Below are 19,313 nucleotides of genomic sequence, written 5' to 3'. Positions count from 1 at the left end.
ATGAAACGAAACCAGACGATGATGCAATTCTTTGAGTGGCATATTGAAGCCGATGGGACCCATTGGAACCGTCTGAAAGAGATGGCGCCTGAGCTGAAAAGGAAAGGAATCGATTCGGTATGGATTCCACCCGTAACGAAAGGTCAATCGGCAGAAGATACGGGCTATGGGGTATACGATCTTTATGATTTGGGTGAATTCGATCAAAAAGGGACAGTTCGGACGAAATATGGAACGAAGCAAGAATTATTAGACGCGATTGCCGCATTGTCTGCGCATGGGATTCATGTCTATGCAGATGTGGTCATGAATCATAAAGGCGGGGCGGATAAGACCGAGAGATTTCAAGTCGTTGAAGTGAGCAAGGAGGACCGAACCGAAGAGATTTCTGAGCCGTTTGAAATAGAGGGGTATACCAAATTCACCTTCCCGAATCGGAAGGAAAAGTATTCAGCGTTCAAATGGGGAGTTGAACATTTTAATGGTATCGACTATGATGCAAAATCGAAGAAAACCGGAATTTTTCGGATGGTCGGCGAGGATAAAAAGTGGAATGACCATGTCGATAAGGAATTTGGTAATTACGACTATTTAATGTATGCCAATATTGATTACCATCAACCAGATGTACAGGCAGAAATGATCCAGTGGGGAATCTGGCTTGCCGATACTTTACAATGCAGCGGTTACCGCTTAGACGCAATTAAACATATGGATTCTCGTTTTATTAAAAAATTTATCGATGCTGTTCGGAAGCAGCAAGGAGAAGACTTTTATTTTCTAGGCGAATTTTGGGTCGCGGAGCTTTCTGCCTGCCAAACGTTTTTGAAAAATGTTGAGCACAAGCTCCAGTTATTTGACGTTCCCCTTCATTATAAATTTCATGAAGCAGCAATGGCCGGGGCTGATTTTGATTTGACGACCATTTTCGATGATACGTTGGTTCAAACGAATCCGGAACATGCAGTCACTTTTGTGGATAATCATGACACCCAGCCAAACGAGGCTCTGGAATCCTGGGTGGAGGATTGGTTTAAGCAGTCTGCATATGCGCTGATTCTGCTCCGCAAAGATGGGCATCCATGTATTTTTTACGGAGATTATTTTGGCATTGGAGGAAAAGAACCATTTGAAGGAATGAGGGTGGCGATTGATCCGCTGCTATATGCTCGTTTTCATAAAGCTTATGGCGAACAAGAAGATTATTTCGACGACGCCAATTTGATTGGCTGGGTCCGTCGCGGCCAGGCGGAACTGGAGCGTTCAGGCTGCGCGGTCCTCATTTCAAATCAGGATGATGGTGAAAAGAGAATGTTCGTCGGTGAAGACCGGGCAGGGGAAGTGTGGGTGGACCTCACAGGATCACGCGACGAGCCTATTCAAATAGAAGAAGATGGATTTGCCACTTTCCTTGTTAACGGCGGCAGCGTGTCAGTGTGGGCACTACCAGAAGAGGAGTTATTTTAAAATAGAGTCAAACCAGAAGCACCTTGTTTGTTGAGGTGTTTTTCTCATGTGAAAAAATAAGTTGTTTTCGTAAATAACGGGTGTAGCAAATCACAAAAAATGGAATTTTGTGTAAAATTACACTTCGACCATTGAACACTCAAGATTAATTAAATGATTTTCTTTTCAATGAGCGAATTTTAGAGCTTTATGAGCGAATATCGGGTTTCAATGAGCGAATACCGGTCTTTTATGAGCGAATTCAATGATTCAATGAGCGAATCAAAAAAGCAACTATTTTTTCCGAAAAGAGTGAAAGCCATAAAAAGAGACTGCGTGGCGGCAGTCTCCCTGAGTTATTTAAGCTTCCCGTCTCATGCCTTTCATAAGGAAGCCGACGATTAATGTGAGTAGAATCGCGCCCAAGATGGCTGGAATCAGATAAAATCCTCCGACTTCCGGACCCCAATCTCCTAATATCAAGGATCCGAGAAAAGCTCCAATGAATCCGGCGATGATATTTCCAATGACACCTCCTGGAATATCACGTCCGATGACGAGACCTCCTAACCACCCGATAATTCCTCCGATAATTAAAGACCAAATAAATCCCATGAAAACTCATCCCTTTCTAATAAGTAATGTAGAACTTAATCATGTAATACCCGCTCCTGCAATGGCCAAACATTTTTTGATAAAAAAATCATTTTTTCAGCATAAAGGTTTCAATTTTTTAAAAAGGGTTATACACCCAGTTAACATCACGTAGCATTTCAACTTACTAACGAAATTTATTTAGGAGGTAGTTAGAATGAGACAAGTCAAACTAGTGGAAAATGGTCTTCAAGCCAAACAAGAAATTGAACAATTTTTAAATCAAGGGTTCAGCAAAGATGAAGTTTATTTGTTGGCCCACAGCAAAGAACGTTCCGAGGATTTGACGGAGGCGCTGGATACTAATGAGATTGGGGTAAACGAACAAGGATTCTTGGATTCCATCGCAAATGTGTTTCGTTCCCGCGGGGACGAGCTTCGTTCAAAAATGGAATCATTAGGATTATCCGATACGGAAGCGCAGCAATATGAAAAGGAATTAGACAAAGGTCGAGTCGTGGTTGTAGCAGCCAAATAAAATTCAAGCTTAAGGCGGAGAACAAAAGGATCTCCTTTTGTTTCTCTTACATACAACAAATGGAAAGGAGTTATGGTGATGAAAATTTCAAAAGTGAACCTGGCTGATTTTTTTGGAGGGAACGTTCGAGCACGCCGCAAAGTGCGAAAGGAACAATGTCCTGATACGAACTTTGAAAATCCAATCGTGCACAAGCAAATACACGGCGACAAGGTATATGTCCCATTAAATATCGGCAGGGTTTGGAATCAGGTTAATTAGGTAAATATGTGGGTCGTGTCGCCTAAAATTCGCCTTCTAATCGTGCAGTGGAAGGCGAATTTTTTATTAAAAAGTATTTTTTGAAAAATGGATAGAAAAGGAAACTATTAAGGTGAAGTTTGTGATAGAATAAACATTGTGTGAAAAAGGAGGGTGTAGGGTGATAAATGATTTTGGGCAAATGGCATTGTTAAGTATTGTTTCACATTTAATTTTCATAGCGATTTCCTGGTGGGCCCTGCAAGCGATTCGGTTGGATCAATTGCTGAAAGCGGGTCACGTATTTCAGGCGCGGTTACTTTACATATTATTAGCCATCATCATTGGTTCATCTGTTAGTAACTTTTTCCTTGATTATCTCCAATGGTCTAGACAACTGCCTTTGATCATGCAAAATAGTTAATTGGAAAAATTTTAGTTCTTCGTACATGTTCCTATTTGTCTTGAAATTGAGTACAATCGTCATTGTGTGGAAAAATAACATCAATAAAGCATGGAACTTTGTCTAAAAGTGACGACATTTCCCAAGTATGCTACTCCTCTACCTGGTAACAATGGTAGTAAGGGGGAGTAGAGATGAAGAGAAAGAGTCAAATCCTTTTGAGCGTAGTTATCATACTTAGTGTAATTTTGGTTGTTATGGGGAACCAAACAAGTGAAGCAAATAGCGGCGGAACTAGTTCTTTTTTTGAAAAAGAAAGGGACTTAATTAAAATCGGCTCGATGTTACAAGCCGAAAATATTTTGCTCGATGAATGGACTTTTTATGCAAGAGAGCATTTGGATGGCATGGAAAGTTTGCAGGAAGTAAAGGACTACGCTAAAAAGCTTCAAGCTAAGTTTCCTGATTGGGAATGGTCTGTTAAAAATACCAGCCAAAAATGGGAATTAACAGCAGTATCTCCAACATCTAAACACCACAACGAAATGCTTCAAATTATGGCAACCCACACAAAACAACCTGTTAATGCGTATATAGTATATAGTATCTCTGGTAAGGAGTGGAATTCGGCGACAAAGGCCTTTTTCACTACTAGTCAATTTAAAACTAGGCTAACTGACATATTTCGAGGAAATCCAACAGTTTTCTCTTGTATGAAAGGTACAGTCGGTGATAAGATTGATAAGTCTTTACCTAAGACAATGAATCAAATGATGTCAAGATTTAAAGCAAAAGAAATCGAAGCGTTAAAAGAGGAGACTTTCATGTCTGTTTCGGCGAATTCGCCGATGTTTACAGGCTCCATAGAGAATCAACGAGAGAACATGAATTTACAAATTGGCATACGCTCCGAAGGATTGGGCGCTAAAACTACCATCGTAGTTGGCACACCAATCATTACGATTGAATATTAATATAGAGAAAATGGACGCGGAGGGGAATACTCTTGGAAAAGATCATCGTCCGCGGCGGAAAAAGGCTTGATGGAACGGTTAAAGTTGAAGGCGCAAAAAATGCCGTTCTGCCTGTACTCGCTGCAACATTATTAGCAAGTGACGGAAAAAGTGTATTACGTGATGTACCTACACTCTCCGATGTATACACAATTAATGAAGTTTTACGCAACCTAAATGCTGAAGTGTCGTTTGAAAACAATACAGTCGAAGTAGATGCATCCAAAGCGTTAAAAGATGAGGCGCCATTCGAATACGTTCGAAAAATGCGCGCGTCTGTGCTTGTCATGGGATCATTACTCGCTCGTAATGGCCGTGCTCGTGTGGCCTTACCGGGTGGCTGTGCCATTGGATCCCGTCCTATCGATCAGCATCTCAAGGGCTTTGAAGCCATGGGAGCAACGGTTAAGGTAGGAAACGGTTTTATTGAAGCGGAAGTAAACGGCCGCTTACAAGGTGCAAAGATTTATTTAGACTTCCCAAGTGTTGGGGCTACTGAGAATATCATGATGGCTGCCACTCTTGCGGTAGGTACGACAATTATTGAGAATGTGGCAAAAGAACCGGAAATCGTCGACCTTGCCAACTTCTTGAACAAAATGGGCGCTAAAGTTCGCGGCGCCGGTACCGGAACTCTTCGTATTGAAGGGGTAGACGTGTTATTTGGTGCAGACCACAATATTATTCCTGACCGAATCGAAGCTGGTACCTTTATGGTAGCTGCAGCGATAACAGGTGGTAATGTATTGGTAAAAGGCGCTGTTCCTGAACATTTATCATCTTTGATTGCAAAAATGGTAGAAATGGGTATCACGATTCGTGAGGAAGAAGATGGCGTCCGTGTCATCGGAACTGATCGTATGAAGGCTGTTGACATCAAGACGATGCCGCACCCTGGTTTCCCTACAGATATGCAATCACAAATGATGGCATTGCTGCTTCGTGCGAATGGTACTTCGATGATAACTGAAACGGTCTTCGAAAACCGTTTTATGCATGTCGAGGAATTCCGCCGTATGAACGCAGACATCAAGATTGAAGGCCGTTCTGTTATTTTAAATGGTTCTTCAAACTTACAAGGTGCAGAAGTATCAGCAACAGATCTTCGTGCCGCCGCTGCATTAATTTTAACTGGTTTAGTTTCTGAAGGCATGACTCGCGTGACTGAGTTGAAACACTTAGACCGCGGTTATGTAGACTTCCACGGCAAACTAGCAAGACTAGGCGCTGACATCGAACGAATCAACGAAGCTGACGAAACGTTCACGGAAGTTCAGAACCTTGTATCGGATATGAATGCGTAAATGATTTCAGATCTGATTGATTTTCCAATCAGGAAAGTCTGAAATCCACGTAACAACGTGCAATCGCAAAACAACGGGCCCTGATGTAGAATTGGGCCTTTTTTGCGTTTAGTGGTTTTTTTGTGGTGTATTTTGATGGTGTGTAGTTTTGATGGTGTCTGCACTAGTATGGGTGGTGTCAGGCACCACAAAAAGACATTTAACCATGATTTGTCCACGGATGGTGTCAGGCACCACAAAAAGACATTTAACCATGATTTGTCCGCGGGCGGTGCCTGACACCATGTTTTATACCACGTTTACTACCCTGTTCAGTTTTATGAAAAAATCCGTAATAAATGCTTGTCCGCCTCCATATGTATTAATTGAGACGCATCCCGCCTTTGTATGTTTTGGTGTGGCTGTGAATTTGCAAACTGGAGGCACTATCATGATAAAAATCAAACCATTCGTCGTAGCAGCAGCAGTCCTTATTGCCTTGACACTGATTATTCCCGCAGTCCTTGTTTTACCGTTTTCTGATGAACATCAAGCGAGCGGAAAGTTAGGGGAGGATTTAACGAAGACCCCCGCAAAAGAAGCAAAAGTGGTGCCGGCTTCTTCTGACCCTGATGTGGATGTTGCCGTCTTCCGGACTGCAAGATCAACCATTGAAAGTGTCCAATTAGAAGATTACCTCGTTGGCGTGGTAGCAGCTGAAATGCCCGTTGATTTCAAAGAGGAAGCACTCAAGGCCCAGGCATTAACAGCGAGAACGTATATCGTTAACCGATTAATTAATAAAGATACGCTGGGCGTTCCCAAAGGTGCTCAAGTGACTGACACCGTAATCCACCAAGTTTATATGAATGATGCAGAGCAGAGGCGGGACTGGGGCGCAAATTATGAATGGAAAAAGAAGAAGATCGAAGATGCTGTTCGGGCTACTGCGGGTCAAATATTGACCTATGACGGCAAGCCAATCGATGCTTTGTTCTTCTCCACAGGGAATGGCTATACGGAAAATTCGGAAGATGTCTGGGAAGGAAAATTTCCTTATTTAAGAAGTGTATCCAGTCCGTGGGATAAAAAGTCCCCGAAATATAACAGTCAAAAAGTGATGTCTGTTCATGAGTTTGAAAGACGGCTTGGTGTGAACCTTGGCTCCGGATCAACAATTGGCAAGATAGTGGACCGAACGGCTGGCAAGCGTGTGGGTAAGGTCGATTTCAACGGGAAAGTCCTATCAGGGATACAAATTCGTGAAAAACTGGAACTGCGCTCGTCTGATTTCTCGTGGAAGCGCAAGGGCGACAATATTGTGATTACGACGAAGGGATTTGGCCATGGCGTCGGAATGAGCCAATATGGGGCGAATGGGATGGCTAAAGAAGGAAAGAACTATCAGGAGATCGTGAAGCATTACTACAAGGGCGTGAAGATTACAGTGGCGGATCATATGCTTGATACTGTTACGGCGAAGAAATAGTAGTTATGAATGGACCAGGCTGAGATGCCTGGTTTTTTTGTATTTTGGGAGGATACAATAATGATCTCCTCCCAGGTGTGCCTTGTCCAGCATGTAACTGTTTAGCGGCATGAAATATGTATACGGAACATGGGTGTGCCCGAATTGCGAGTGCAAATCAAAAACAGCCCATATCCAAGCTATCACGATATTTTCTTGTAATCAAGCCCTCGATTACAAACTCAGAATTGAGAGGTTATCTGGGGATTGTCCCCTAAAAGTGCCAATCAAATTCTTAAATCTATGAACTTAACCTTTACGGGAAGAATTTATTTTCCTAAAACTATACACGGCCTAGTACCTTCCCAAGTCCCTTAAATTTCCCCTTAAACAATGCCCCTCGGATAAAGTAAAAACAAACCAAGATCCCGGTGAAGTCTTTGACTAAGTCGAACCAGGACGCCGAGCGGTAGGCGTAGAAGGACTGATGGATTTCGTCGCTGATTCCATAGAGGCCAGCGATAACAGCGCAGGTTATGTTTAAGGCAGGCGTGAACGCCCCTCGGCGGGTTAACATCGCTAGCACGAGCAATACATACAAAATGGCAAACTCTATTAAATGTAACGATTCCTTAATGGTGTGGTCGATTTTGGAATCAGGCAGTTTCACAAAATGGTCCGCAGGCAAGCTCGACATAATAAAAATGGCCGCCATATAGGCAAACGGGAGCACCCGCAATACCCATTTAAAAATTTTCATATTAAATTCCTCCCAATATGCTCGAAAAAATTTTTTCCAACTTCATGCATAAAAATTAAATCATTGTTGAAAAATAAGTTCAAAAAAATTTTTTTCACTAGTGTATATAATTCTACTTATCTGTTCAGAATGATTGCTGAGGTGATGAAAATGAGAGAGGAAGAAAACAAACGATCTTCTCAAAGTTCCAGCGTAAAACGCTTTTTCAAAAAGCGTTGGGTATTTCCAGCCATCTATATTGCAAGTGCAGCAATCATTTTGACCGCGGTACTATGGTATCAAACAAGCAACAACGCAACAGACAAGTACGATTACAAATCCACGGATATTGCTGGTAAAAAGGGTCAAGAACCAGCTGTTGAAGTTAGCAAAACATTTGAAGACTTCAAGATGCCAGTGGAAAATGCGGATGCAGCTGTTGTAAAAACGAAATTCTATGATTTCAATGGAAAAACGGAAGACCAGGAAGCGGCTTTGGTATTCTACAACAATACCTACCAACCAAATACTGGTATCGATGTGACCGTGAAAGACGGCGAATCGTTTGATGTTGTTGCATCACTAAGCGGTACTGTCACACGTGTTGAAGAAGATGCAGTCCTTGGGAACGTCATTGAAGTGGAACACGACAAAGGTATTGTAACACAATATCAATCCGTTAAAGACATAAAGATCAAGGTTGGCGACGAGGTAAAACAGGGACAAGTGATTGCCAAGGCTGGACAAAGCTTGTTCAATGAAAAAGCTGGAACACATGTACATTTTGAAATTCGTAAAGATGGTATTGCTGTAAACCCTAGTGACTATTTTAACAAATCGTTAAGCACTTTACAGGAAGCAAAACTTTCGAATGAAAATGCAAGCGAATCAGTAGAAACTCCACAAATGAAAGAAAAAGAGCAAATGATTGAGGATCCAGACAATTCCCTTGATCAAGAAAAATCTTCCGACGAAGATAAAAATGCGGATGACAATTCTACTAACTCAATAGAAAAAACAAACTCATAATTATAACGTTACAAAGGGGAAGGGGAATTCTTTCCTCTTTTTTTTGCACTCATTTCACATTAATTCGCACAAGCTCGAACTAATTCACAGTTCATTTTACTCATAATAAATGGACAAAACACCATTTTTTGTATATACGCGGTATAATGATAAATATCGGTTATTGGTGCCTGACACCAGAAGTAATTAACAGTGGTGTCCGCCACTGGTGTACAAAATGGAGAAAGTGTCTTTGGGTGGTGCCTGACACCGTAAACCAAACTTTTTAAGGGAGGGATTTTGTTGAGGAAGTTAGTAGGGGCCATGCTGGTGGTGCTGCTGATGATGGCGGTTTTGGCTGGCTGCAGTAAGGAGCCGACGCCGCAGGATCGTTTGGCGAAGTACATAGCGTTATGGAATGGGCAGAAGTTTGACCAGATGTATGATTATCTTTCTACTAATGCGAAGAAAAAAATCACCAAAGAGGAATTTACAAGCCGCTATCAAAAAATCTACAAAGATCTTCAGATAACAGACCTCAAGATTGACTTTAAAAAACCAAAAGAAGATAAACAGGGGGAAAAAGAACAAGCCCAATATTCATTTAAGGCAAGCATGAATAGCTTGGCGGGTCCGATTCAATTCACCCACAAAGCTAACTTAAAGAAAGAAGAGCGAGCCGACAAGAAGAATTGGTATATAGACTGGAATACAGGGTACATTTTTCCGAAATTGCAAGAAGGAGATAAAATTGGCATTAATACGACTGCCCCAAAAAGAGGAGAGATCCTTGATCGCAATGAAATCGGGCTGGCTGTGAATGGCCAAGTGTACGAGGTCGGTGTGGTGGCAGGGAAGGTGACGAACCAGATGCTTGAGCCGTTATCCTCGCTTTTAAAAATGAGCCCTGATCAGATTAAGAAGGCAATAAGTGCAAGTTGGGTAAAGCCGGAGCTGTTCGTGCCGTTGAAGCGGGTGTCGATGGAGGATGAGGCCCGGATTGCCCAGTTGATTGCCCTCGAGCCGGTGCAAACGCGAAAGGTGGAAGCACGTATCTATCCGTATGGCAAAGCCGCAGCACAGCTTATTGGATATGTTGGGGCGATCACGGCAGATGAGTTGGAGAAACTCAAAGATAAGGGCTACACAAGCAGTGATATGATTGGCAAAAGAGGCCTTGAACAAGTGTATGACGAGCAGTTAAGGGGCAAGCCTGGGGTGACGATTACCATTAACAAAAAGAATGGCGGCAAGGAGGTGCTCGCTGAAAAGCCAGTGGAGGATGGAAAAGCGGTGAAGCTGACGATTGATGTGGATGTTCAGACAGCAATCTATGACCAACTTGGCAAGGAAGCGGGCGCGGGAGCTGCTATGAATCCAGTAACAGGAGAAACGCTGGCGCTTGTCAGTACGCCTTCATTTGACCCGAATCAAGCGATGCTCGGCTTCTCGGCGGCTGAATGGAAGGCACTGCAGGAAAGCAAGAAAAAGCCCCTCTCAACGCGATTTAAACAAACCTTTGCACCGGGATCTGTCATGAAGGCAATCACGGCAGGGATAGCATTGGAAAACGGAGCGATCACTCCGGAGCAGGCGGTACCGATAGTAGGGAAGAAGTGGCAAAAGGATAAGTCGTGGGGCGGTTATTTTGTAACGCGAGTCCACGCCGGTTCAGCTCCTGTTAATCTGGAAAAGGCGTTTGTGTTTAGTGATAATATTTATTTTGCCCAAGCGGCGTTAAAAACGGGGAAAGCCGCGTTCGCGGATGGGCTGAAGAAATTTGGCTTTGAAGAAGAGCTGGCGTTTCCTTTCCCGCTCGAGAAATCCACGATTGGCGCGCTGGACCGAGATATATCGCTTGCCGATACGGGGTATGGTCAAGGGCAGATTCAAATGAGCATCGTGCATTTGCTGTCAGCATATACACCATTTATCAATAATGGCAATATGATTAAGCCAATCCTCTTGGCGGATGAGCAGCAGGGTCAGATTTGGAAGGCGGTAGTCTCAGCAGAACATGCCGGAGTGATTGCGGCGGATTTGCGGAAGGTGGTTAGCGATGCCGCTGGAACAGCACATGCCGCCGATATGAAGGAGTACCCGTTGGCGGGCAAGACGGGGACCGCAGAGATTAAACAGAAGCAAGGTGAAACCGGCACGGAAAATGGCTGGTTCATTGGATATAACAGAAATTCACCAAATTTGATGGTCGCGATGATGGTCGAGAATGTCCAGAAGCGGGGCGGGTCGCAGATCCCGGTTAAGAAAGTGAAAAAGGTTTTTGAGTTGGTACGGTAGATGAGTACTGTGTGGTGTCAGGCACCGGGGTTGGTGTCAGGCACCACAATAAAGGCACCACAATAAATAATTGGGAGTTAACACCAAGGGGCTTGGTGTGTTTTTTTGTTTTGTGGTCTTTTTTTTGTTGATTTTACTATAAAGAAAGTAGAAAAAGTATATTGTAATTTCGGATACTGCCCATGATAATGAATATTATAAAACTATTAGTGGAGAACAATCGGATGATATTTTACAAGAAATTTCTGCCAATCTTTTTTTCTACCCTTTTAATTCTTACCTTATTCCCGATGAAGAACCATGCGGAATCTACTAGCAGCGGCAGCATGATATCAGGCGTAATTAGTGAAGATAAAGTGTTAACTAAAGAAGACTCCCCCTATTATCAAACGGGTATGATCGAAATCAATTCAGGCGTCACCCTTACGATTGAGCCGGGAGTAGAGTTGATTGGGCAAAATGGATCATGGATTACGGTGCGAGGCCAATTGAAGGCGGTTGGGACCGAGCAAGAACGCATCCGTTTGCAGGATGTGTATGTACAAGGAACGACATTTAATGGAAGTTTGATTCAAATTGAATATGCGGACCATTATCGTCAACCAAAGTCCAATGGCGGGTTTCTTGTGACGACCATGGGCAAAAATGCCATTCTCCGCCATAACCAATACAAAAATGGCTTGATTTCTATCTCCTCATCGAATTTGGACTCAGCTATTGAACATAACTTTTTTAGTGAAAAGGCGGACTTAAGTGTTGCGAACGGATCAGGGAAAATTTTTATCAAAAATAATACCTTTATGAATCCAATCGACTCTTATTATGACCTGACTGTAAGAGGTGACTATGGGGATGGCGGGATTCCCAATATCCACATTAACCAGAATAACTTCTTTGGATGGCCGCACACGAAAGTGATGGTGCAGGTCTCAGGGTATAATCGCTTGCTCTTTGATGCGAATGATAATTATTGGGGCGTAACTGACCCCCTTCGAATCGAGCGTGGAATTACGGACGGGAATGATAATAGTAACTTTTTGGGGAAGTTAGACATTGGAACGGTGGCTTATAAACCGTTTGAAAACAGTTATCCACTTGGAACGCTAGAAAAGCCGTTGGTTGAAAAAATAAGTGACCGGGATACAACGGTGAGCGGGATTACCGACCGGGATAGTCAGGTGGAGGTATACCGGGGAGCCGAGAAAATGGGGGAAGGCGCATCGAGCGAAACAGGAAGATTCCAGATTCCAATTCCTCCGCAAAAAAGTGGAGTGGAGCTGACAATCAAGGCGACGGATAGCTACAGCCGGATCAGTCCAGAGACCGTTGTCACGGTTGAAGATGAAACCCCGCCTGAAGCGCCTGTTGTCGATGCAGTGACCGAGCATTCTGAAGTCATCACCGGTATTGCCGAACCATTTTCCACGGTTGAGGCCAAAACAGCCGTTTCCCTTGGAAAAATCACGGCAGATGAACAGGGCCATTTTTCAATCGGAATTGAAAAACAGACTGCAGGAACGATGATTCAAATCACCGCTACGGATGTAGCAGGAAACATTAGTCCAGCTGCGACAGTCATAGTGGCGGACACAACCCCGCCCGCCGCACCGCAGTTAAATCAAGATTCGATCACGGACCAGACGGATTCCATTAGTGGATACGCAGAAAAAGGGGCACTCATTCGCGTGATGTCAGGACAAACCATCCTCGGTTCATGCTATGTGTCTTCCGACTATTTTTGGATTATTTTTGAGAAGCAGCCTGCAGGAACGGAAATCGAAGTTAGGATAGAAGATGCCTCCAAGAATCAAGGGGAATCGATTTTCTTTACGGTACAAGATGTAACCCCTCCATCGCTGAAACTCTTGCTGGACACGCCAAATCAGTTGACCAAGGAAGAAATAACCGGCGTGGCAGAAGCAGGTGCTCATATTTCAATTTTTAATGGGAGTGTCTTGATTGCCGAGGGCGATGCCAGCTCAGTGGATGGTCAATTTACGATTCCGATAGGCAAGCTGGTGTCAGGCACTTACCTGCGTATGATCGCTTCGGATGCTGCGAACAATGTCAGCGCACCTGTAGAGGTCCAATTCATTGACATAACCCCGCCGCCAATTAAGATAAATACGGTGACAAATCGAACAACCCAAATTACTGGTGTAACCGAAGCCGGCGCCTCTGTGACGATTGCTATGGTTGGCCATACTTATTTCGGTTATGCGGGTCCTGACGGGAAATTTTCCTTTCAGATTACTCCGCCAACACCAGGTTCCACTTTTTACGTGACGATCGTGGATGGTGCGTCAAATCGAAGTTTACAAAAGTTCGTGGTCGGAAAAGTACCGCCCAATAGCCCGACGGTGAATTCTGTTACTAATAAAGCTACTACCGTGACAGGTGTAACGGTAAAATCCGCTGTGATTTCGGTAAAAGCAGGAGCAACCACCTATAAAAGTAATGCCGATGCGAATGGAAAGTTTACGGTGACAATTCCTGCCCAAAACAGCGGAACGGTCTTAAGCGTGACTGCGACGGATGCAGGGGGAACGAGCGCACCAAAGACAATACAGGTGACGAGAGTGGCTCCTAACATCCCAGTGGTCAATGCCGTTAATAACAAATCAGCGGTGGTAACTGGCAAGTCGGAAAAGTATGCGCGTATTGCTGTTCAAATTGGTAGTAAGATTTATAGTGGAAAGGCCGATAGCGTCGGTAATTTCAAGGTGACGATACCGATACAATACAGCGGGACAGCGCTCAAAATTACAGCAAAAGATACAGCTGGGAAGGTAAGCAATGCAAAATCACTCACGGTCGCACGTGTGGCCCCTAATCTTCCTGTTGTGAATGCGGTCAAGTATACCGCAACCTCTGTTACTGGAAAAACAGAAAAGCTGGCCGTCGTGAAGGTGAAGATTGGAACGAAAACCTATTCGGCGAAGGCAAATAGTTATGGGAGTTTTAAAGTAAGGATCCCGAGGCAAAAACGAGGAACGAAGGTGTCGGTAACGGCAAAGGATGCTAAAGGATTCATTAGTGCTATCCGAACGGTAAAAGTGTATTAAACTTTATGAAAGTGGGAAAGGGGCGGATCGCCCCTTTTTTCTTTTGTTTTTCTTCAGGTGGAGGTTGGGGCAGGCCGCCACTGGTACCTCTCCAAATCAATTACTCCATTCAAGCCGATCTCCACGCCTTCCGCTTCCAACGACAACCGTTGCTCCTGATACGATTCGTCATCCTGAAGGGCTATTTGCCCCTTAGCATTGATGACGCGGTGCCAAGGGAGATGGTACTTCTTGCTCATAGAGTGTAGGGCGCGGACGACTTGGCGGGCCGCACGCGGGCTTCCAGCGAGCCGGGCGATTTGTCCATAAGTCGCTACCTTGCCTTCAGGGATACTGCGAATAATTTCCACCACATTTTCAGTAAAAGGTGTCATAGTTTCCTTCCTTTCAAAAAACACATACCAAAAAAGTATCAAAGATATAATAATTTTAACAATACTTTTAGAAAAAACTGCCCAAAATTATGAAAAGTACTGGCTTCCAAACCATCTTTTACCCTCCATTCCAATCATAATCGCCATTTTTGAATAATTTTTTTCTCGACAAATTTCTTGGGAAATAAAATAAAGCTCCGGATATTTCCAATTCAAAACCGCATAACGGAGGGATTCTGGACCGATACTAGCGTCTGTCGAAAAAAAGTAAGAAGTCCAATTATCAAAAAACTTTGAATAACACCTTGTCCCGATTGAGTATTTCTAGCATATTCCCGTATCCAAGCTAATAAAATGGTTACAAACCTTTACAAAGAGAGTGTTTGAGGTGAAGAGTCGTTTGAAGTTAGCGGACATTCAGTCGGGGACATGATTATTCATCGTATAGACAGAAGGTAACTTACTTTCTGCCGTTTGGTGCCTAACACCATCAAGGAAAGTGTCCTCCACTAATGGACAAATGTCTTTTAGTGGTGCCTGACACCAAAAAAAAACAGACACCAAAACGGAAGCAGAATTCGTCGAAGTGATAAGCGGGTCTCATTTCACACTTCTCACATCCAATTTAGGGAGGGCGAGAGTGTGCACGATTACATCAAAGAGAGAACTATCAAGATTGGAAAGTATATCGTGGAGACGAGGAAAACGGTTCGCGTAATCGCGAAGGAGTTTGGCGTATCCAAAAGTACAGTCCATAAGGATCTTACAGAGAGACTTCCTGAGATTAATCCAGAGCTGGCAAACGAGGTTAAAGGTATTTTAGACTATCATAAATCAATCCGTCATCTCCGAGGGGGAGAGGCAACAAAAATGAAATATCAGAAAGAAGAAAAGGAAGGTGAAACTGTAAAATAAACATCCATGACTCGACTGAAAAAGGAATAGGCAACAAGGCATTCTCTGGAAATCCTCCTATCCGACATCCATCTGCAAGATTTTACAACTTTTCTATGCTAAAAGTATGGAAATCTTAATGAGTGTGGTACAATATACAATTAGGAAAAGTATGTGGATTCCGTTTTAAGGAGGAAAGAAAAGAGAATGTTTGCAAGAGATATTGGGATAGACTTAGGAACGGCTAACGTGCTAATTCACGTAAAAGGCCGTGGAATCGTATTAAATGAGCCGTCCGTAGTGGCAATTGACAAAAATACAAATCGCGTACTTGCTGTTGGTGAAGAAGCTCGCCGTATGGTTGGTCGGACACCTGGGAACATCGTCGCGATCCGCCCGCTAAAAGATGGCGTGATCGCTGACTTTGATGTAACCGAAGCAATGTTAAAGCATTTTATTAATAAGTTAAATGTTAAAGGGTTTTTATCGAAGCCGCGCATTCTGATTTGCTGCCCAACGAATATTACAAGTGTGGAGCAGAAGGCAATCAAAGAAGCAGCTGAAAAGAGCGGCGGGAAAAAGATTTACTTAGAAGAAGAACCAAAGGTGGCAGCGATTGGTGCGGGAATGGACATATTCCAACCGAGTGGAAATATGGTAGTGGACATCGGAGGGGGAACGACGGATGTAGCAGTTCTTTCAATGGGCGATATCGTGACTTCTTCCTCCATCAAAATGGCCGGTGACAAGTTCGACATGGAAATTCTCAACTACATTAAGCGCGAATACAAGCTCTTAATCGGTGAGCGTACAGCAGAAAATATTAAAATCAACATCGGGACTGTATTCCCAGGTTCACGGTCGGAAGAAATGGAAATCCGCGGACGTGACATGGTAAGCGGTCTGCCGCGCACCATTACAGTTCGTTCGGAAGAAATCGAAGGTTCATTACGTGAATCAGTTGCGGTAATCGTTCAGGCTGCAAAAAGCGTGCTGGAACGTACTCCTCCAGAACTATCAGCTGACATTATTGACCGCGGCGTTATTTTAACAGGAGGCGGTGCATTACTGCACGGCATCGACATGCTGCTCGCGGACGAATTAAAAGTTCCCGTCCTAGTGGCCGAAAATCCAATGGATTGTGTTGCAATTGGAACAGGAATCATGCTTGACAATATCGACAAGATTCCAAGTCGGAAGTTTGGATGATCCTTTCTGAAAAATTGTCCCTGCTAGTGGAATGAAGTTGACAAAGAATCTGAGCGGCCCTTTTAGGTCTAGTGTTGTAAGACATCATACCTTAAAAGAGCAGGATACAAAAAGTCTAATGAAGCAGGCGGGACAAGCCTCAGTCATTGGGCTTTTTTCTTTGGACTACAATTCCTAAAAAGCTTTAGGATATAGTAAATTCTACCTTTTAGTACTATTTCCTGTTAAAATTGATGAGTATTTTGAATTTATTTTTTATAATAGAATAATGAATGACGTATTGTAAAAATAAATCCAAATATCCAGTTATAAGAGTTGAACAGAAAAATTGGATATAATATGTATAATTCACTGAGTCCGGGGTCTCCCATGCAGATAAACATAAATGGGCGGACGTCAGTAAAAGGGGAATTAACAAATGTCTGTAAATAATCCAAACCAAGAATATAGAACAAGAGAAGAATACAAACGGGCCAAGGCGGCCGAGGTGCAGAAACAATCCCAGGACGCTCCGACACAATCCCATAACGCATCTCACAGAGCACAGGACGCAGCGAACTATTCCAGGGACGAAGCACACAGAACACAGGGCACGGCCAACAGAGAGGGACGGCAAATAAAGGATGCTCCTGCGATCCAAGCTAAGGAAGTTGTTCAAGGGACAAAAAAAACGGCAAAACCTGCGGTAGCCATCGCAAAGGGTGCGGTAAAAGCAGTATCAGCAGTTACGAAGACCGCAGCGAAACCAGCAAAAGCAGCCGTAAAAGGTACAAGGGATGCTGCCAAACAGGCGAAAGCCGATAAACGTGAAAAACAGGAGAAATCCAAGGTGAAGAACCAAAGCCGTGAGGCAAAAAAAACGAAAAATGCCACCAAGAGAGACAAAGAAAAGAATGTCTCTGAAAAACATCAACGAGTCAGAATTCGCCTCATTCCCATTTGGCTGCGCCTGATTCTTTTAGTAATCTTTGCTTTTATAAGCATATCGCTAGGCGCTATGGTTGGATATGGGGTCCTTGGCGGCGGGAACGTTAAAGATGTTTTCAAGGAATCCACATGGACACATATTGTTGATTTAGTTGAAAAAGGAAAAAGAAAAGTGGTGGAAGGGAGGTAAATCCCTTCCTTTTTGTATACCTTAAGTAGTAGAATAAGGAATAAATACTTGTTACTAGTAGGAGGTACTAATCCATGTTAGATATCGAACAAATTAAAGAAATCATCCCACATCGGTACCCATTCCTTTTGGTGGATCGAATTTTAGAAGTAGAAGAAGGAAAGAGCGCAGTCGGGATTAAAAATGTTAGTGCCAATGAAGAGTTCTTTAATGGTCATTTTCCTGATTACCCAGTTATGCCTGGTGTATTAATCGTCGAAGCTCTCGCACAGGTTGGGGCTGTCGCCATGTTGAAAAAAGAAGAAAATCGCGGCCGCTTAGCCTTTTTTGCTGGAATTGATGGCTGCCGTTTTAAAAAGCAGGTCAAACCAGGTGATCAGCTTCGTCTGGAAGTAGAAATCATCCGTCTGCGCGGACCAGTTGGCAAAGGAAAAGCCGTTGCAACCGTTGACGGTGAAGTGGCCTGTGAAGCTGAAATCACCTTTGCCTTAGGCGAGAAAAAAGAATAAACAAAACGAAATGAATCGGCCGGAAGGAATTTCTGGTCGTTTTTTTTATGTAAAAAAATGCTAGCCATCATTCGATACACATTGGACATCCTAAAATTAGACCCATAGGTAGGTCAAAATTTGTTTTGGAAGGGGTTTATCATTTTGAAGAAAAAGTTATTTCTTATGCTCGCAGGATCGATTTTATCCGCGGGAATGTTAACAGCATGTAATAATGATAACGATGACCAAAATCCGCCGCCGCCAGCAGTCGATAACAATGTAAATGACAACGATTTAAACCGTAACGATTTAAACAAGTATGATAATGACAACCTTGATTTAGACAACAGAAACAATCATTATCCAAACACAGAGGACAAAAATACGGATACCGACAAAGACCCAATCAAGGACAGCAACACCAAAAAAGAAGAAATAATTGAAGATGATATTGACAGAAGAGACGCGGACAATAAAGACGAGTAATTCACAAGCAATAAAGAAGGGACGGGCCGTTAGCCTGTCCCTTTACGCATGATTTATTTGTTCGACTTCACTTTTAACTTCGGTTTGCTTTGGATCTTTTCTCTAAATTCGGTGAGCAGCGCGGAGCCTTCTAATCCTTTTTGAAGCAGACTTTCGAGCAAAAGCTCAGAATAGTCGCTTTTATTCCGGCGGATTTTTCCCTCGAACAAAACGCTAATATGCTTTTCAAATTTAGTTAACGAGACAATTTTGGTTTGAAAATAAGCAGGTGCGTTTTCCTTCTTGGTAATCACGGCCTCAACAATAATGTCGCGATTTTGCTCGGAAATTTTTTGGAAATAATCATAGAGGGACAAATCAGTATACGCCTCAAGCAGCCATGTGGAGCGCTCGTCTTCCTTATTGAGAATTAAGCCATCTACTAACGGAACTTCAATCGAAGCATCATCTTCCACTACATCTAATGAGTACAACTTAAAAGATTTCATCATAACCTCCTGATTGCCTTTTTCAAAATTATAACATATGTGCACGTAAAGCAAATGTCGAAAAGTTTTTGTCGAAATTTAGAAGATAAGTTTTTTCCGAAAATCCACACGTCTTTTTTGACAAAAATGCCTTTGAAAAACCGTTTATCTCCTAAAAAA

Annotated in this window: 19 protein-coding genes; 15 read left to right on the top strand and 4 right to left on the bottom strand. The window is 43.1% G+C overall.

The genetic code is table 11. From position 1 onward, the window contains the following. On the top strand, window positions 1–1,467 hold the full coding sequence (locus COJ96_RS02875) for an alpha-amylase (protein ID WP_098571495.1): 1,467 nt from the start codon (window positions 1–3) through the stop codon (window positions 1,465–1,467). Window positions 1,468–1,806: 339 nt separating this feature from the next. Here COJ96_RS02875 and COJ96_RS02870 read toward each other — a convergent pair whose 3' ends face one another. Next, window positions 1,807–2,061, bottom strand: a complete 255-nt coding sequence (locus tag COJ96_RS02870) for a GlsB/YeaQ/YmgE family stress response membrane protein (RefSeq protein WP_098571494.1) — start codon at window positions 2,059–2,061, stop codon at window positions 1,807–1,809. Between the two features lie 196 nt (window positions 2,062–2,257). Here COJ96_RS02870 and COJ96_RS02865 point away from each other — a divergent pair, with 196 nt between their 5' ends. The 6 genes from COJ96_RS02865 (at window position 2,258) to spoIID (ending at window position 7,006) form a co-directional block, all read left to right on the top strand. After that, window positions 2,258–2,578, top strand: coding sequence for a YflT domain-containing protein (locus COJ96_RS02865; RefSeq protein WP_098571493.1), 321 nt, complete (start codon window positions 2,258–2,260; stop codon window positions 2,576–2,578). 78 nt (window positions 2,579–2,656) lie between these two features. Beyond that, the gene (locus COJ96_RS02860; RefSeq protein WP_098571492.1) at window positions 2,657–2,839 is read left to right on the top strand and encodes a hypothetical protein; all 183 of its coding nucleotides are present in this window, start codon (window positions 2,657–2,659) and stop codon (window positions 2,837–2,839) included. 160 nt (window positions 2,840–2,999) lie between these two features. Next, a complete protein-coding gene (locus COJ96_RS02855) occupies window positions 3,000–3,242 on the top strand; it encodes a DUF1146 family protein (protein ID WP_026568263.1) in 243 nt (80 codons plus the stop codon). Window positions 3,243–3,415: 173 nt separating this feature from the next. Further along, window positions 3,416–4,195, top strand: a complete 780-nt coding sequence (locus COJ96_RS02850) for a YwmB family TATA-box binding protein (RefSeq protein ID WP_098571491.1) — start codon at window positions 3,416–3,418, stop codon at window positions 4,193–4,195. Window positions 4,196–4,227: 32 nt separating this feature from the next. Beyond that, on the top strand, window positions 4,228–5,538 hold the full coding sequence (gene murA / locus COJ96_RS02845) for a UDP-N-acetylglucosamine 1-carboxyvinyltransferase (protein WP_098571490.1): 1,311 nt from the start codon (window positions 4,228–4,230) through the stop codon (window positions 5,536–5,538). Window positions 5,539–5,968: 430 nt separating this feature from the next. Further along, window positions 5,969–7,006, top strand: coding sequence for a stage II sporulation protein D (spoIID, locus tag COJ96_RS02840; RefSeq protein ID WP_098571489.1), 1,038 nt, complete (start codon window positions 5,969–5,971; stop codon window positions 7,004–7,006). A 322-nt stretch (window positions 7,007–7,328) separates the two neighbouring features. Here spoIID and COJ96_RS02835 read toward each other — a convergent pair whose 3' ends face one another. After that, window positions 7,329–7,745, bottom strand: coding sequence for a VanZ family protein (locus tag COJ96_RS02835; protein ID WP_098571488.1), 417 nt, complete (start codon window positions 7,743–7,745; stop codon window positions 7,329–7,331). A gap of 150 nt (window positions 7,746–7,895) precedes the next feature. Between COJ96_RS02835 and spoIIQ the strand changes: the two genes are divergently transcribed. The 3 genes from spoIIQ (at window position 7,896) to COJ96_RS02820 (ending at window position 14,095) form a co-directional block, all read left to right on the top strand. Further along, the gene (gene spoIIQ / locus COJ96_RS02830) at window positions 7,896–8,753 is read left to right on the top strand and encodes a stage II sporulation protein SpoIIQ (RefSeq protein WP_098571487.1); all 858 of its coding nucleotides are present in this window, start codon (window positions 7,896–7,898) and stop codon (window positions 8,751–8,753) included. Window positions 8,754–9,035: 282 nt separating this feature from the next. Continuing rightward, complete coding sequence (locus tag COJ96_RS02825; protein ID WP_098571486.1) at window positions 9,036–11,030, top strand: penicillin-binding transpeptidase domain-containing protein; 1,995 nt, start codon at window positions 9,036–9,038, stop codon at window positions 11,028–11,030. Window positions 11,031–11,254: 224 nt separating this feature from the next. Beyond that, the gene (locus COJ96_RS02820) at window positions 11,255–14,095 is read left to right on the top strand and encodes an Ig-like domain-containing protein (RefSeq protein WP_098571485.1); all 2,841 of its coding nucleotides are present in this window, start codon (window positions 11,255–11,257) and stop codon (window positions 14,093–14,095) included. 53 nt (window positions 14,096–14,148) lie between these two features. Here the strand turns inward: COJ96_RS02820 and COJ96_RS02815 are convergent, their stop codons facing one another. Further along, a complete protein-coding gene (locus COJ96_RS02815; RefSeq protein WP_098571484.1) occupies window positions 14,149–14,469 on the bottom strand; it encodes an MGMT family protein in 321 nt (106 codons plus the stop codon). 642 nt (window positions 14,470–15,111) lie between these two features. Here COJ96_RS02815 and spoIIID point away from each other — a divergent pair. The 5 genes from spoIIID (at window position 15,112) to COJ96_RS02790 (ending at window position 18,666) form a co-directional block, all read left to right on the top strand. Next, window positions 15,112–15,384 carry a sporulation transcriptional regulator SpoIIID gene (spoIIID, locus tag COJ96_RS02810; protein WP_088090148.1) on the top strand — a complete coding sequence of 91 codons (273 nt, stop codon included), beginning with the start codon at window positions 15,112–15,114 and terminating at the stop codon, window positions 15,382–15,384. A 186-nt stretch (window positions 15,385–15,570) separates the two neighbouring features. Next, window positions 15,571–16,572 (top strand): rod shape-determining protein, encoded by a 1,002-nt coding sequence (gene mreB, locus COJ96_RS02805; RefSeq protein ID WP_098571483.1) that lies wholly within the window; start codon window positions 15,571–15,573, stop codon window positions 16,570–16,572. A 418-nt stretch (window positions 16,573–16,990) separates the two neighbouring features. Further along, the gene (locus COJ96_RS02800; RefSeq protein ID WP_098571482.1) at window positions 16,991–17,689 is read left to right on the top strand and encodes a DNA-directed RNA polymerase subunit beta; all 699 of its coding nucleotides are present in this window, start codon (window positions 16,991–16,993) and stop codon (window positions 17,687–17,689) included. Window positions 17,690–17,763: 74 nt separating this feature from the next. Further along, window positions 17,764–18,198 (top strand): 3-hydroxyacyl-ACP dehydratase FabZ, encoded by a 435-nt coding sequence (gene fabZ, locus COJ96_RS02795; RefSeq protein WP_098571481.1) that lies wholly within the window; start codon window positions 17,764–17,766, stop codon window positions 18,196–18,198. A gap of 144 nt (window positions 18,199–18,342) precedes the next feature. After that, complete coding sequence (locus COJ96_RS02790) at window positions 18,343–18,666, top strand: hypothetical protein (RefSeq protein ID WP_098571480.1); 324 nt, start codon at window positions 18,343–18,345, stop codon at window positions 18,664–18,666. Window positions 18,667–18,719: 53 nt separating this feature from the next. On the opposite strand, the gene COJ96_RS02785 is transcribed toward COJ96_RS02790, so the two are convergent. Beyond that, window positions 18,720–19,157: a YwpF family protein gene (locus COJ96_RS02785; protein WP_306460575.1), complete on the bottom strand. Its 438-nt coding sequence runs from the start codon at window positions 19,155–19,157 to the stop codon at window positions 18,720–18,722. Window positions 19,158–19,313 lie beyond the last annotated feature (156 nt).

It is taken from the genome of Bacillus sp. AFS073361, from assembly GCF_002567005.1.
GTDB lineage: Bacteria > Bacillota > Bacilli > Bacillales > Cytobacillaceae > Neobacillus.
The sequence above is the reverse complement of the archived record's forward strand: the minus strand, read 5'-3'. Positions and strand labels throughout refer to the sequence as shown.

Bases quoted from the DNA above. Each gene is read 5' to 3' on its own strand.
- COJ96_RS02865 (WP_098571493.1), top strand. From the start codon at position 2,258: ATGAGACAAGTCAAACTAGTGGAAAATGGTCTTCAAGCCAAACAAGAA.
- COJ96_RS02870 (WP_098571494.1), bottom strand. From the start codon at position 2,061: ATGGGATTTATTTGGTCTTTAATTATCGGAGGAATTATCGGGTGGTTA.
- COJ96_RS02815 (WP_098571484.1), bottom strand. From the start codon at position 14,469: ATGACACCTTTTACTGAAAATGTGGTGGAAATTATTCGCAGTATCCCT.
- COJ96_RS02835 (WP_098571488.1), bottom strand. From the start codon at position 7,745: ATGAAAATTTTTAAATGGGTATTGCGGGTGCTCCCGTTTGCCTATATG.
- COJ96_RS02875 (WP_098571495.1), top strand. From the start codon at position 1: ATGAAACGAAACCAGACGATGATGCAATTCTTTGAGTGGCATATTGAA.
- mreB (WP_098571483.1), top strand. From the start codon at position 15,571: ATGTTTGCAAGAGATATTGGGATAGACTTAGGAACGGCTAACGTGCTA.
- fabZ (WP_098571481.1), top strand. From the start codon at position 17,764: ATGTTAGATATCGAACAAATTAAAGAAATCATCCCACATCGGTACCCA.
- COJ96_RS02800 (WP_098571482.1), top strand. From the start codon at position 16,991: ATGTCTGTAAATAATCCAAACCAAGAATATAGAACAAGAGAAGAATAC.
- COJ96_RS02785 (WP_306460575.1), bottom strand. From the start codon at position 19,157: ATGATGAAATCTTTTAAGTTGTACTCATTAGATGTAGTGGAAGATGAT.
- spoIIQ (WP_098571487.1), top strand. From the start codon at position 7,896: ATGAGAGAGGAAGAAAACAAACGATCTTCTCAAAGTTCCAGCGTAAAA.
- COJ96_RS02820 (WP_098571485.1), top strand. From the start codon at position 11,255: ATGATATTTTACAAGAAATTTCTGCCAATCTTTTTTTCTACCCTTTTA.
- spoIID (WP_098571489.1), top strand. From the start codon at position 5,969: ATGATAAAAATCAAACCATTCGTCGTAGCAGCAGCAGTCCTTATTGCC.
- COJ96_RS02850 (WP_098571491.1), top strand. From the start codon at position 3,416: ATGAAGAGAAAGAGTCAAATCCTTTTGAGCGTAGTTATCATACTTAGT.
- COJ96_RS02860 (WP_098571492.1), top strand. From the start codon at position 2,657: ATGAAAATTTCAAAAGTGAACCTGGCTGATTTTTTTGGAGGGAACGTT.